Genomic DNA, 12490 nt, shown 5'->3' with positions numbered 1-12490 from the left:
CCTTCTGGCAGCGGCCGCCACGCTGTTCTTGTGCAGGGACTATAGAGGCAAGTTTTGTCGGCTGACAAATGAAAATCGGGGCTGAACAAGGTCTTGGCCCGCAAAGACAAGGGGCCCCGCCATTGGCGGAGCCCCCGGTAAGGTCACAATCGCGCTGAAAACTCAGCCACGGTCCTTGAGCGCGGCGCCCAGGATATCGCCCAGCGAGGCGCCCGAATCGGACGAGCCATACTGTTCGACGGCTTCCTTCTCTTCGGCGATCTCGCGCGCCTTGATCGACAGGCCCAGCTTGCGGGTCTTGGGGTCGACATTGACGACGCGGGCGTCGACCTTGTCACCGACCTGGAAGCGCTCGGGGCGCTGGTCGGCGCGGTCGCGCGCCAGGTCCGAACGGCGGATGAACGACTTGGCGCCGTTGTATTCCACCTCGATGCCGCCGTCTTCGACCGCGGTCACGGCCACGGTGATCACCGCGCCACGCTTCACGCCGTCAACAGCGCCCGAGAAAGTGTCATCCGACAGCGCCTTGATCGAGAGCGAGATACGCTCTTTCTCGATGTCGACTTCCGAGACGACCGCCTGGACGGTGTCGCCCTTGCGATATTCCTGGATGGCTTCCTCGCCGCGCTTGTCCCACGAGATGTCGGACAGGTGCACCATGCCGTCGATGTCGTTGTCGAGGCCGACGAACAGACCGAATTCGGTGATGTTCTTGACTTCGCCTTCGATGGCCGAGCCGACCGGGTGGGTTTCCGCGAAGACTTCCCACGGATTGCGCATGGTCTGCTTCAGGCCCAGCGAGACGCGGCGCTTGGCGCTGTCGATCTCAAGGACCATGACGTCCACCTCTTGCGAGGTCGAGACGATCTTGCCGGGATGCACGTTCTTCTTGGTCCAGGACATTTCCGAAACGTGGACCAGACCTTCGACACCGGCTTCCAGCTCCACGAAGGCGCCGTAATCGGTGATGTTGGTGACGCGGCCCTTGTGGACCGAACCGATCGGATAGGCCTTCTCGACCGCATCCCACGGATCCGACTGGAGCTGCTTCATGCCCAGCGAGATACGGTGGGTTTCCTTGTTGATCTTGATGACCTGAACCTTGATGGTCTCGCCGATCGACAGGATTTCCGACGGGTGGTTGACGCGGCGCCAGGCCATGTCGGTGACGTGCAGCAGGCCGTCAACGCCGCCCAGGTCAACGAAGGCACCGTACTCGGTGATGTTCTTGACCACGCCGTCGACCACTTGGCCTTCCGACAGGTTGCCGATGACTTCGGCGCGCTGTTCGGCACGCGATTCTTCCAGGATGGCGCGGCGCGACACGACGATATTGCCGCGGCGACGGTCCATCTTCAGGATCTGGAACGGCTGCTTCATGCCCATCAGAGGGCCGGCATCGCGCACGGGGCGCACATCGACTTGGCTGCCCGGCAGGAACGCGACAGCGCCGCCCAGATCGACGGTGAAGCCACCCTTGACGCGGCCGAAGATCGCGCCATCGACGCGCTGCTCGGAGGCATAGGCCTTTTCCAGACGGTCCCAGGCTTCTTCACGACGGGCCTTCTCGCGCGAGATGACCGCTTCACCACGGGCGTTCTCGACGCGGTCCAGATAGACCTCGACAGTGTCACCCACGTTGATGTTCGGCTGCTCGCCCGGATTGGCGAATTCCTTAAGGTCGACGCGGCCTTCCATCTTGTAGCCGACGTCGATGATGGCCTGGCCCGCCTCGATGGCGATGACCTTGCCCTTGACGACCGAACCCTCTTCGGGGGTATCGATCTCGAAGCTCTCCTTCAGAAGGGCTTCAAATTCATCCATTGCGTTTTTGGCGCACATGCGAGTTTCATCCTTTTCACGGTTTTTCTGGCCATGCGGTTGGCTCCGCCGGTCTTTGGTGGCCCCGGAACGCCAAGGCCCCGCCGCGCGAAACGGCAAGGCACTGTCACCTTCGGGATGCGGCCCTATAGACCCTTTGCCCTGCCCCGGCAAGCAAAAGCGCCCGCAAGCTGCAGGCGCCTTTGTCCATTGTCTGTCCGAAAATATCCCGGCGACAAAGCGGCAGCGCCGCCGGGACCAAGCACCCGCGCAACGGCTCAGGCGGCGCGAACCAGCTCATTCATCGGCTTGCGCACCTTCTTCAGCCCGGCCAGCCAATCGCCCTCGGCATCGCGATAGCCGATCGGCATCAGCGTGACCGCGCGCAGCCCGCGGGCGCGCAGACCCAGGATCTCGTCGACCTTGGCCGGATCGAAGCCTTCCATCGGTGTCGCATCGACGCCCTCGAAAGCCGCGGCCGTCAGGGCAAGGCCAAAGGCGATATAGGCCTGGCGGGCGGCGTGCTGGTAATTCTCTTCCGCGGTACGGGGCAGATACATGCCCTTCAGCCGCTCATAATAGGGGCCAACCGCATCGCGACCGCCGCCCCGCTGGGCCACGATCTCATCCACCACCGCGTCAATGCGCTCGGCGGTGTAATTGTCCCAGGCCGCGAAGACCAGAAGATGCGAGGCCTCGGTAAGCTGCGGCTGGTCAAATCCCGCTTCGCGGATCTGCGTCCGCAGCTCGGGGCTTTCCACAAGGATCACTTCAAAAGGTTGCAGGCCCGAAGAAGTCGGAGCGAGCTGCACCGCCTTGAGGATCGCGTCCAGCTTGTCCTGCGGCACCTTGCGCGCCGCGTCGAATTTCTTGGTGGCATAGCGCCAGTTCAGCTTGTCCTGCAACATCGGCCGCTCCTTTGCGGGTCCTGCGCTTCCGGGTCGGAAGCCCTGTGATTTCGTTCCGCGCCATAGATAAGACAGCCGGTCCGCACCGCAAGAAGGCACATGCCCCCGCAAAAATCACAGGCACCTCACAAAAAATGCACAGTGAGACCCCCTGCCCTTTCCAGAACCTCTGATGTAGGCGCGCGGTTTCTCTAGGGAGAGCCCATCAGGGAAAAGGCCGACCAATAGGCCGGATCGGCCTTGGCGCCACCCTGGCCGATGATTTCGACAAGAGTCTGCTGCAAGGCGCGTGCGGGGTCGGCGAATTGCGGGTCGCGGCGCGACATGCCCGTCACGATCTCTACCGCGGCGGCCGAATTGATCGGCCAATGCGTGCCCAGCACCCGCTCTGCCCCTGCGGCCAGAAATGAGGTGCCAAGCCCCTGCAAGGCATCCTGATCCCCATCGATCACGCCGGTGCTACAGGCCGACAGGATCACCAGCCTCGCCCTGAGCTTGAGCTGGCGAATTTCTCCGGCCTCCAGCGCCCCGTCCGGTCGCGGTAAATCGATCGTGCCCAGTTCAAACCGCGCCGGCTGCGCCAGATCCAGAAGCGGCGTCAGCGCCAGCAGCGGCTCGCCCACATCGGGGTGATCGCCATGGACAAGGCCATGGGTCGCGAAATGCAGCACCGAGAACCTGCCGAGCGTCCCCGCCTCGCTCAGCTCTTCGATCAGATACTCGCTGGCATCCGCCCCGGTCACAGCCATGCCCTTGCCCTCGCCGAAGGCCGCGGCCACCTGGCGCACTTCCTCGGCGGCATCGGGCAGCGGGCGCAGCTGCGCCAAAAGCCGCGTCGCCCAGTTCGACCGGCCGCGCGTCGAGGGCAGCGCATAATCCGGCCCGCCGAACCCGGCATACCAGATTTCGGCCTCGGGCAGACGACCGGGGAAATCGCGCTGCCATAACAGATCAACCGACGGCACCTGCGTCACCGCCTGACGCTTGACCAGCCAGTCCAGCTCGGCATTGGCCGCCCCGGCTGGGGCAGGACTGGTCAGAAACATCTCGAAAGGCAGGTTCAGCCCGACCTGAACCGTTGCGACCACAAGCAGCCGCCCGCGATCCCGGATCAAAGAGTCCAGCGGTTCCAGCAGCGCCTGATAGGCCAGATAGGCCTCGTCGCGCAGCGCAGCATCGCGGGTCGGCCGCGCCGCCGCGCCTGCGATGGGAATCGCCGATCGGTCGCTTGCCCAGCCCACCGCCTGCCGTAACCGCTGTGCCTGATCCATCAACTGCACGGGATCGGCCCCCGCGCGCCGCATGACAAAGCCGTCCTGCGTCAGCGCAAACAGCAGGACATGCGCCCCCGCCGGGGCGATCAGGACCAGCGCCTCGTCGGGCCGCAGTGCCCGTTGCGCATCGCCTACGGTCCGCAGCCAGGGAAACAACGCATCCGCCACGTCCGCCCGCTCGGCAATCAGCGCCTGCATCTCGGCCTGTGCCTTCTCAATCCCCGCCCAGATCGAGGCTTCGGTCCGCTCGGGATCGGGAAAGGCGAACCCCTGTGCGATCAGCATGTTCAGATGGTTCAACTGGGCCACGAGACGGCGCAGATCCTGAACGCGCGAGATTTCCGCGGCCTCGACGAAAGCCACGGCCTCGCGTCGGCGCGGTGCCAGCGTCGCCATTGCCGTCTCGCCGGTAAAGGCCGCCTGCGCGAACCAGAACGCCGCCGCCTCGGACCGCGTCGGCGATGGCGCCCCGCGCCCGCGTTCGATCTCGGCCTCGAAATCCAGATAGGTCAACACATCCTCGACCGCGCGCGTCTTGACCCCCTGCACCGGAGCCTCGATCGTTCCGGGAAAGAACTCGGCCAGCACTACGGCATTGGCCGACAACTGCCGCTCGATCGCGACCGCGCGGGCCGCGTCCTGCCACATGGCGTCCCAGCCCTGCGCCATCTGTCGATACAGCAGCGTCCGCGCCAGAAACTCGGCCATGCCGCGGCTCGACGGCCCCATCGCCGCCGCCGCCTCGGCATCGGCCTTGTCGATCGCGGCGGACAGGCGCTGTTGCGCGCGGCCAAGCGCGCCGCGCGACGGCGGATCGAACACGGCGCGCGCCTCGTGCTCCAGGCGGCGTGCCAGATCAAATGTCAGATCGCTCTGGGCCTGCGACAGGTCTCTCTCGGGCAGCCCTAGCGTAAACTCTATAAGCCCGCTCTCCGCCCGCAGCGGTCCGGCAAGCATGACGACCAGCCAGATTCCATGAAGTCCCCGCATCCCGCACCACCGGATGACAGCCGCATGCCAAAGGGAGCCACAGCCCCGTATAGCTGTCAAGGCACCGGCGGAAGCCGGTCCTCGACCGCCGCGATGGCCCTGGCCACCGCCTCATCGGCGCCCATCTCGCTTGTGTCGATCACCAGCGCGTCGACGGCGGGTTTCAGCGGCGCATCGTCCCGTCCCATGTCTCGGGCATCGCGCTCGATCACTTCGGCCAGAACCCGGGCCGCATCGCCGCCGACCTCCAGCCAGCGTCGATGCGCCCGCACCTCGGCGCTGGCCGTGACATACAGCTTCACCTCGGCCTCGGGGCAGATCACCGTACCGATGTCGCGCCCATCCAGCACCGCGCCACCGGGCGCCCGCGCAAAGCGGCGCTGGAACGCGACCAGGGCTGCCCGCACCTCGGGGATCACCGCGACGCGGCTGGCGGCCTGCCCCGCCTCAAGCGTGCGCAATCCGTCGCGCTGCAAATCGCTGGCCGACAGGGCCCGCGCCGCCGCGACCGGATCGCCGCCCATCGCCCCCACGGCCCGGTACAGAAGCCCGGTGTCAAGATGGGCAAAGCCGAAGCGTTCCGCCACGGCGCGCGCGATCGTGCCCTTGCCCGCCGCCGCCGGCCCATCGATCGCCACCGTAAAGATCATCCGCCGCCCCCTCGCCTGCACCATTGGCAGTCGCGATCTGCATAGGGGCTGCACGAAGGGGCGTCAAATCTGGCCCCGTTCAGCAATCAAGGACCGCCATGCGTCTCACCCTTCTCAACCCGCCGCATACGGCCATCGGCAGCCGTGTCCCACGCGAGCATCTGCCGCCGCTCGGCCTTCTGGCCATCGGCGGCCCCCTGATCGACGCGGGTCATCAGGTGACGCTTCTGAACGCCGATCCCGGCAATCTGCCCGATGCGGAAATCCTGCGCCGTCTTGCCGCGCAGGCGCCCGAGGCCGTGCTGATCGGCCATTCCGGCTCGACCTCGGCCCATCCCACGATCCTGCGCCTCTCCCGGCTGATCCGCGCGGCCCTGCCCACCGCAAGGATCGTCGTCGGCGGGGTCTATCCCAGCTATCACTGGGCCGAGACGCTGCGCGAGGCGCCCGAAATCGACGTGATCATCAGGGGCGAGGGCGAGATCACCGCCCCCCGCCTGATCGCCGCACTTGCGGTGGGCGCAGCCCTTGACGCCATTCCCGGCCTTGCCTTCCACGGCCCACAAGGCCCGAAGGCCACGCCCCCCGCGCCCATGCTGCAAGATCTCGAGAGCGCCCGCATCGGCTGGGAACTGATCGACTTTGCCGCCCATTCCTATTGGGGCGGCAAACGCGCCGTGGTGATGCAATTCTCGCGCGGATGCCCGCATCTGTGCACCTATTGCGGCCAGCGCGGCTTCTGGACGCGCTGGCGCCACCGCGACCCTGTGCGCTTCGCCGCCGAGATCGCCCGCCTGCATCGCGACCACGGCGTCGAGCTCGTGAATCTCGCCGACGAAAACCCCACCTCGTCGCGCAAAGCCTGGACAGCGTTTCTTCAGGCGATGATCGCCGAGAACGTGCCGGTGCAGATCATCGGCTCCACCCGCGCCGATGACATCGTCCGCGATGCCGATCTTCTGCCGCTGTATAAACGCGCCGGATGCCTGCGCTTTCTTCTGGGCCTTGAGGGGACAGATGAGGCGACACTCGCCACGGTGCAGAAGGGCGGCTCGCGGCGAAAGGATCGCCAGGCGATCCAGCTTCTGCGCCAGCACGGCATGATCGGCCTGTGCACCTTCGCCGTGGGGTTCGAAGAAGAGACCGATGCCGATTACTGGCGCCTCTTGCGCCACCTCCTGGCCTATGACCCCGACCAGATCATGTCGGTCTTCGCCACGCCGCATCGTTGGACGCCCTTCTTCGCCCAAAGCGCCCATCGCCGCGTCCTGTCCACCGATCTGCGGCGCTGGGACTACAAGCATCAGGTGCTGGAAACCCCTTATGTCCCAGCCTGGCGGGTGTTCCTCTGGGTCAAGCTGATCGAGGCCGCGCTGCAATTGCGCCCCCGCGCGCTGTGGCGGGTCTGGCGGCATCCCGATCTCGAGATTCGTCATGCGATGCGCTGGTATACGCAGATGGGTCGCGGCGTCTGGCTGCGCGAATGGGCCGATTTCCTGACCCGCCGCCCCCGCCCCGGCCCGACGGTCGCCGATTTCCTCGGCCCCACCGCACTTCCCGAACAGGCGCTTGCCCTGCCGCCGCGCCGACCGGCTGCCGGCGCGCCCGCCAGGGCTATGCCAGACCTTGGCGTCCCGCCTTCACCTTGGCCGCACCAACTCCCGGCGGAGGCCCCGCCCAACCAAAGGCGCCCCGACGGGCAGGGAGAATTCTTAACAATGCGTGAATCTCAATCTGCAAGCCCTTGAAGACATTGGATTCACCCGGTGTCTCACCGTGGGACAGGGGCAATCAGCCCCGCCGCACCGCCGCGCCCAACCCGTTCATCAGCCCCTCGAAGATCGGGAAGGAGGTGACGATGGGCGAGCCGTCATCGACCGCGATCTCGGCCTTCGCTGCCATTCCGGCGACGAGGAAGCTCATGGCGATGCGGTGATCCAGATGGGTGGCGCAGGTCGCCCCGCCCGGCATGCCGCCCGGCCCCATGCCCTGAACGATCAGCACGTCCTCTTCCTCTTCGACCGTGACGCCGCAGGCCTCAAGCCCGCGCGCCATGGCGTCGATCCGGTCGCTTTCCTTGACGCGCAACTCCTTGACGCCGCGCATCACCGTGCGGCCCGATGCGAAAGAGGCGACGACCGAAAGGATCGGGTATTCGTCGATCATGCTGGGCGCGCGTTCGGGCGGCACTTCGATGCCCTTCATGTCGGGGCTGAAGCGGACGCGCAGGTCGGCCACCGGCTCGCCCCCTTCTTCGCGGGGGTTCTGGAACTCGATCAGCGCCCCCATCTCGACCAGCGTCAGATAAAGGCCGTTGCGCGTCAGGTTCTGGCTGACGCCCGGCACGGTGATATCGGACCCCGGCACGATCAGCGCGGCGCAGACGGGGAAGGCGGCGCTGGACGGGTCACGCGGCACCGCCACGCTCTGCGGCCGCAGCTCGGGTCGGCCGGTCAGGGTGATGACATGGCCCTCGCGGCCCTTCTCGACGTGAAGCTGGGCGCCAAAGCCCAGCAGCATCCGTTCGGAATGGTCGCGGGTCGGCTCTTTCTCGATCACCACCGTCTCGCCCGGCGCGTTCAGCCCGGCCAAGAGGACGGCCGACTTCACCTGCGCACTGGCGACCGGCAGGGCATAGCGCACCGGCACCGGATCGGCGGCGCCGACCACGGTCATCGGCAGGCGCCCGCCCTTGCGGCCATAGGCCTGGGTGCCGAACAGCGACAGGGGATCGGTCACCCGCCCCATCGGGCGCTTGCGCAAGGACGCATCGCCAGTGAAGGTCGCGGTGATCGGGGTCGTCGCCATGGTCCCCATGATCAGCCGCACGCCGGTGCCGGAATTGCCGCAGTCGATCACGTCGGCCGGTTCCGAGAACCCGCCCACACCGACGCCATGCACGCTCCAGGCGCCCTCGCCATGGCGCGTCACCTGCGCACCGAAGGCGCGCATGGCCGAGGCCGTGTCCAGCACGTCCTGGCCTTCCAGAAGCCCCGTGATCCTGGTCTCGCCCACCGCCATGGCACCGAAGATCAGCGCGCGGTGGCTGATCGACTTGTCGCCCGGCACTTCGGCCGTGCCTGTCAGCGGCCCGCAGGCGGCCGAGATCATCGGTTGAGCTTCACCATGGCCGGACATCTGTCGTCTCCCCTCGCGCACCCGCCGCCTGATAGCGCAAGCAGGGCGGGGCTTCTAGAGGCGGCGGAAGGTCAGGTAGTGCGGCAAACGGCCCTCGCGCAGGGCCTTCTGTTCATAGCGGGTCGAGAGCCAGTCCTGCCAGGCCCCGCCCTGGCCCGCCTGACGCTCCAGCACGAAGCCCGCCTGCGGCACCTCTTCCAGGGTCTGACGGACATAGTCGGGAATGTCGGTCGCCACCCGGAACTCGGCGCCCGGCGCGGTCACCCGGGCCAGCGCCTGAAGGTAGTCCGGCGTCACGAAGCGACGGCGGTGGTGGCGGGCCTTGGGCCAGGGGTCGGGATAGTTGAGGAAGACCCTTTGCAGGCTGGCCGGGGGCAGCACGTCGAAGAGGTCGCGCACGTCGCCGGGGTGGAGGGCCAGGTTCGCGACCCCCGCCGCCCGGATCTTGCCCAGAAGCATGGCGATGCCATTGACGAAGGGCTCGGCCCCGATCAGGGCCACATCCGGGTAGCGGGCGGCCATATGGACCAGATGCTCGCCGCCGCCGAAGCCGACCTCGAGCCAGAGGGGCTTGCCCGCGGCGAAGGACAGGTCGGGGGTCACCCGCGCGGGGTTCTCCTCGGCGGTCACGCCCTTGAGGCGCAGGGGTTCCAGATCCTCGGCCAGATAGGATTTCTGGCTGGCCCGCAGGGTCTTGCCATGGATGCGGCCATAGAAGTTCCGGCGCGGGCTGGCGGGCGTGTTGGGGGGGGCGGCGTCGCTCATGGGCCGCGCCCCTAGCCCCGCTTCGGGAAGGGGTCAAGATGTCTCACGGTGGGACAAGATACGACTCAAACAATATCAATCGCTTACGAATCCCATTTTACCCTTTGTTAACGCCTGCCTCCCGTGGCGGGTACCTGTGAGAGCGGTTGCCACGGATGCAAGATCGCGCTGGACGGCACAGGCTTTGCCCGGCAGTCTCGCCCGGTCAGCCAGGACCCCAGATGCGCAATACCTTTTTCCCCGCCTATGGCCTGTGGCATTGCGGCGAGGGTTTCCAGACCGTGCTCCTCATGTGGTACATGGCCTTCCATGCCCGCCTGTCACCGGCCGAGATCGGCTTTTACCAGTCGCTGCAACTGATCCCCTTCCTGCTCTTCACCGCGCTTGGCGGCAGCGTGACCGACCGGGTCGGCGCGCGGACAAGTTTCGCGGCTTCGACCGGGCTTTTCGCGCTGTCGCTGGGTCTTTACGGGCTGACCGACCCGGCCTTTGGTTTCAACGGCCCGCTCTTCGCCGCCTATTGCCTGCTTTCGGGCTTTCTGAGCGCCATCGCCAACCCGGCCATCGACACGTTCATCCCCGAGGCGACCCCGGCGCCTGCCACGAAGAACGCGCTTCTGGCCGCGACCGTGCACAATGTCGCGAAGCTGAGCGGTAATGCGGCGACGCTGGCCCTGCCCGTGCTGTCGGCCATGGGCGGGTTCATCGCCAATGGCCTGCTGATGGCGGCGAGCGCGCTGTTGCTCTTGCGCCACCCGCGCGCGCCCCGCCCTGTGTCGCAACCAAGTGGGGCTGCCGCGCCGGGGCGGCTCGCGGCACATTTCCGGGCGCATCCCCGCAGCTTCGACATCCTTCTGTCCAGCGCCGTGCTGGGCCTATTCATGATCCCGGCTTTCTATGTCTTTCAGCCGCTGATGCTGCGGACCTGGTATCCGCAGCAGGAAGGACTGATCGGACTTGTGGGTGTCGTGGGCTGGATCGGGGCGATTGCCGCCTCGGCTACGGCCACGCGGCTGTCGCATCGCATCCGCCGCCCCGGCGCACTGGCGCTGGCGGTCTGGGCGGCGATGGCGCTGTTGTTCGCGGCCCTGCCCCTGATGCCGGGCTTTGCCGCCTATCTGCTTGCGCTTGGCGTGTTGGGGATGAACGGGCTGGGCAAGGCGCTGGTCTATGGCGCCTATCTGCGCGAGGCCCCGGCCCGGGACCGGGCGCTGCTGATCGGCATAGATCAGACCGCGATCTGGGGTCTGGCGACGCTGGGGACCATGGGACTGGGCCTTCTGGTCGAGGCCGCAGGGCTGGTGACGGCGCTTCTGGCCAATACGGGGGCACTGCTTCTGTGCCTGTCGGTCCTTGCTTTGCGCGGGCGGCTAACGGGCATGGGCAGCGCGTGATGGCCAAATCCTGCCGCGCGGCGCATGGCCAGACCTAAGAGGGTTCTTGCACGCCGCCGGACCGCCGGCAGAGTGTTCATGCCGGGGTGAAAACGGCCGGGGTCAGGCTGCGGGCAAGGGCCTTGTGCCAAGCCGTTCGGCCACCATGACCAGATACCCATCGGGATCCTGCACCAGAAATTCGCGCTGGCCGCCCAGGCAATCGCCCCAGTCGCGCCATTTCTCGCGCGGCTCGACATAAAAGGGCAGGCCCGCCGCTGTGACGCGCGCGGCGACCTTGGACATATCGTCGACAAAGACCTGCAACACCGCGCCGCGCCCGAAGGGGGCCTGCATCGGGGCCACCTCCCAATCGCCATCGCGTTCATACAGCATCATCTGCGCGCCATGCGGGGCGCCATGCGGATGGGTCAGATGCGCAAGCTTCTGTTCGGGACGCTGGAAGGTCGGCTCGAACCCCAACACTTCGGTCCAGAAGGCGAAGCTGCGGGGGAAATCCGTGACCATGATCTCATACAGCCCATTGGCCCAGGGCGCGGGGGCGTGACCCTTGCCCATCAGCCGCGCCCCCGATAGGTCGGCACGCCCTGATCGGGCAGCCAGAGCCCCTCGGGCGGCATGCCGGTCTGCCAGAAGACGTCGATCGGGATGCCGCCACGCGGATACCAATAGGCGCCGATGCGCAGCCAGACCGGGTCAAGAAGCGCCGTCAGACGCTTGCCGATGTCGAGCGTGCAATCCTCGTGGAAGGCGCCGTGATTGCGGAAGCTGTGAAGGTAGAGCTTGAGGGATTTCGATTCTACCAGCCAGTCGCGGGGCGCGTAGTCGATGACGATATGGGCGAAATCGGGCTGGCCGGTCATCGGGCAGAGCGAGGTGAATTCAGGCGCGGTGAAGCGGACAAGGTAAAGGCTGCCCGCATGGCCGGCGGGGACCTTTTCCAGCACGGCCGCCTCGGGCGAGGCGGGCAGTTCAGTCTTGCCGCCAAGCTGGGTCAGACCAGAGACATCGGTTGCGGTCATGGGGCGGCCTCGGCTGTACCTGCGCCGCTATGCTAGGCCCGGCGGCGCGCCGCGGCAAGGCGGCAGCGCAGCCCCCGGTCAGCCGAGCTGGATCAGAGCGAGGCCGACGACCATCGCCGCGATGCCAAGGCCGCGGGACAGGGTGATCGGGTGGATCTGCGCGCCGAACAGGCCGAAATGGTCGATCAGCGCGGCGGCGAACATCTGGCCCAGCAGAACGCAGAACACGGCATTGCCGACACCGAAGCGGGGGGCGACCCAGGTGACGGACAGAACGTAGAAGGCGACGAACAGCCCGCCGAGGAAAAGATACCAGGGTTGGCCCACCATGCGGGCAAAGCCATAGGCCTGGCCGGACAGGAGCAGCGTGACGCAAGCAACCGTCAGCGCGACGAGGAAAAGCGTCACCGCCGCCGCGACCGGCGCGCCGATCCGGGCGCCGAGCTGGCTGTTGAGGACGGCGAGGATCGGGATTCCGATCCCCGCCATGAGCATGATCGCGGCATCCCGCAACGTCGTGGACATGGC

General features: G+C 66.8%; 11 protein-coding genes. 2 read left to right on the top strand and 9 right to left on the bottom strand.

Going from position 1 to position 12490, the window contains the following annotated elements:
• Positions 1-162: 162 nt before the first annotated feature.
• From rpsA to ACED67_RS08230, 4 genes are all read right to left on the bottom strand, one after another.
• Positions 163-1941 carry a 30S ribosomal protein S1 gene (rpsA, locus tag ACED67_RS08245; protein ID WP_395541089.1) on the bottom strand — a complete coding sequence of 593 codons (1779 nt, stop codon included), beginning with the start codon at positions 1939-1941 and terminating at the stop codon, positions 163-165.
• Between the two features lie 158 nt (positions 1942-2099).
• The gene (locus ACED67_RS08240; RefSeq protein WP_395541088.1) at positions 2100-2729 is read right to left on the bottom strand and encodes an NAD(P)H-dependent oxidoreductase; all 630 of its coding nucleotides are present in this window, start codon (positions 2727-2729) and stop codon (positions 2100-2102) included.
• 191 nt (positions 2730-2920) lie between these two features.
• Positions 2921-4993, bottom strand: coding sequence for a CHAT domain-containing protein (locus tag ACED67_RS08235; RefSeq protein WP_395541087.1), 2073 nt, complete (start codon positions 4991-4993; stop codon positions 2921-2923).
• A gap of 56 nt (positions 4994-5049) precedes the next feature.
• Positions 5050-5643, bottom strand: coding sequence for a (d)CMP kinase (locus ACED67_RS08230; protein WP_395541086.1), 594 nt, complete (start codon positions 5641-5643; stop codon positions 5050-5052).
• A gap of 98 nt (positions 5644-5741) precedes the next feature.
• Between ACED67_RS08230 and bchE the strand changes: the two genes are divergently transcribed.
• Complete coding sequence (gene bchE, locus ACED67_RS08225; protein ID WP_395541085.1) at positions 5742-7391, top strand: magnesium-protoporphyrin IX monomethyl ester anaerobic oxidative cyclase; 1650 nt, start codon at positions 5742-5744, stop codon at positions 7389-7391.
• A gap of 43 nt (positions 7392-7434) precedes the next feature.
• On the opposite strand, the gene aroA is transcribed toward bchE, so the two are convergent.
• Both aroA and trmB read right to left on the bottom strand, forming a co-directional pair.
• Entirely contained in the window at positions 7435-8781 is a 1347-nt protein-coding gene (gene aroA / locus ACED67_RS08220; RefSeq protein ID WP_395541084.1) for a 3-phosphoshikimate 1-carboxyvinyltransferase, read from the bottom strand.
• Positions 8782-8835: 54 nt separating this feature from the next.
• Positions 8836-9546 carry a tRNA (guanine(46)-N(7))-methyltransferase TrmB gene (trmB, locus tag ACED67_RS08215; RefSeq protein ID WP_395541083.1) on the bottom strand — a complete coding sequence of 237 codons (711 nt, stop codon included), beginning with the start codon at positions 9544-9546 and terminating at the stop codon, positions 8836-8838.
• 221 nt (positions 9547-9767) lie between these two features.
• On the opposite strand from trmB, the gene ACED67_RS08210 reads away from it, so the two are divergent.
• Complete coding sequence (locus ACED67_RS08210) at positions 9768-10940, top strand: MFS transporter (RefSeq protein WP_395541082.1); 1173 nt, start codon at positions 9768-9770, stop codon at positions 10938-10940.
• Between the two features lie 102 nt (positions 10941-11042).
• Here the strand turns inward: ACED67_RS08210 and ACED67_RS08205 are convergent, their stop codons facing one another.
• The 3 genes from ACED67_RS08205 to ACED67_RS08195 form a co-directional block, all read right to left on the bottom strand.
• The gene (locus ACED67_RS08205) at positions 11043-11498 is read right to left on the bottom strand and encodes a VOC family protein (protein WP_395541081.1); all 456 of its coding nucleotides are present in this window, start codon (positions 11496-11498) and stop codon (positions 11043-11045) included.
• Complete coding sequence (gene queF, locus ACED67_RS08200; protein WP_395541080.1) at positions 11498-11962, bottom strand: preQ(1) synthase; 465 nt, start codon at positions 11960-11962, stop codon at positions 11498-11500. The genes ACED67_RS08205 and queF overlap by 1 nt, the downstream gene beginning before the upstream one ends.
• A gap of 78 nt (positions 11963-12040) precedes the next feature.
• The gene (locus ACED67_RS08195) at positions 12041-12487 is read right to left on the bottom strand and encodes a DMT family transporter (protein WP_395541079.1); all 447 of its coding nucleotides are present in this window, start codon (positions 12485-12487) and stop codon (positions 12041-12043) included.
• Between the last annotated feature and the right edge of the window lie 3 nt (positions 12488-12490).

The organism is Neotabrizicola paludis, from assembly GCF_044142105.1.
Lineage (GTDB): Bacteria > Pseudomonadota > Alphaproteobacteria > Rhodobacterales > Rhodobacteraceae > Pseudogemmobacter.
The sequence above is the reverse complement of the archived record's forward strand: the minus strand, read 5'-3'. Positions and strand labels throughout refer to the sequence as shown.

Excerpts from the sequence above, each read along its gene's own strand:
- bchE (WP_395541085.1), top strand. The coding sequence starts at position 5,742 with ATGCGTCTCACCCTTCTCAACCCGCCGCATACGGCCATCGGCAGCCGT.
- ACED67_RS08235 (WP_395541087.1), bottom strand. The coding sequence starts at position 4,993 with ATGCGGGGACTTCATGGAATCTGGCTGGTCGTCATGCTTGCCGGACCG.
- ACED67_RS08240 (WP_395541088.1), bottom strand. The coding sequence starts at position 2,729 with ATGTTGCAGGACAAGCTGAACTGGCGCTATGCCACCAAGAAATTCGAC.
- trmB (WP_395541083.1), bottom strand. The coding sequence starts at position 9,546 with ATGAGCGACGCCGCCCCCCCCAACACGCCCGCCAGCCCGCGCCGGAAC.
- ACED67_RS08195 (WP_395541079.1), bottom strand. The coding sequence starts at position 12,487 with ATGTCCACGACGTTGCGGGATGCCGCGATCATGCTCATGGCGGGGATC.
- queF (WP_395541080.1), bottom strand. The coding sequence starts at position 11,962 with ATGACCGCAACCGATGTCTCTGGTCTGACCCAGCTTGGCGGCAAGACT.
- ACED67_RS08210 (WP_395541082.1), top strand. The coding sequence starts at position 9,768 with ATGCGCAATACCTTTTTCCCCGCCTATGGCCTGTGGCATTGCGGCGAG.
- ACED67_RS08205 (WP_395541081.1), bottom strand. The coding sequence starts at position 11,498 with ATGGGCAAGGGTCACGCCCCCGCGCCCTGGGCCAATGGGCTGTATGAG.
- ACED67_RS08230 (WP_395541086.1), bottom strand. The coding sequence starts at position 5,643 with ATGATCTTTACGGTGGCGATCGATGGGCCGGCGGCGGCGGGCAAGGGC.
- aroA (WP_395541084.1), bottom strand. The coding sequence starts at position 8,781 with ATGTCCGGCCATGGTGAAGCTCAACCGATGATCTCGGCCGCCTGCGGG.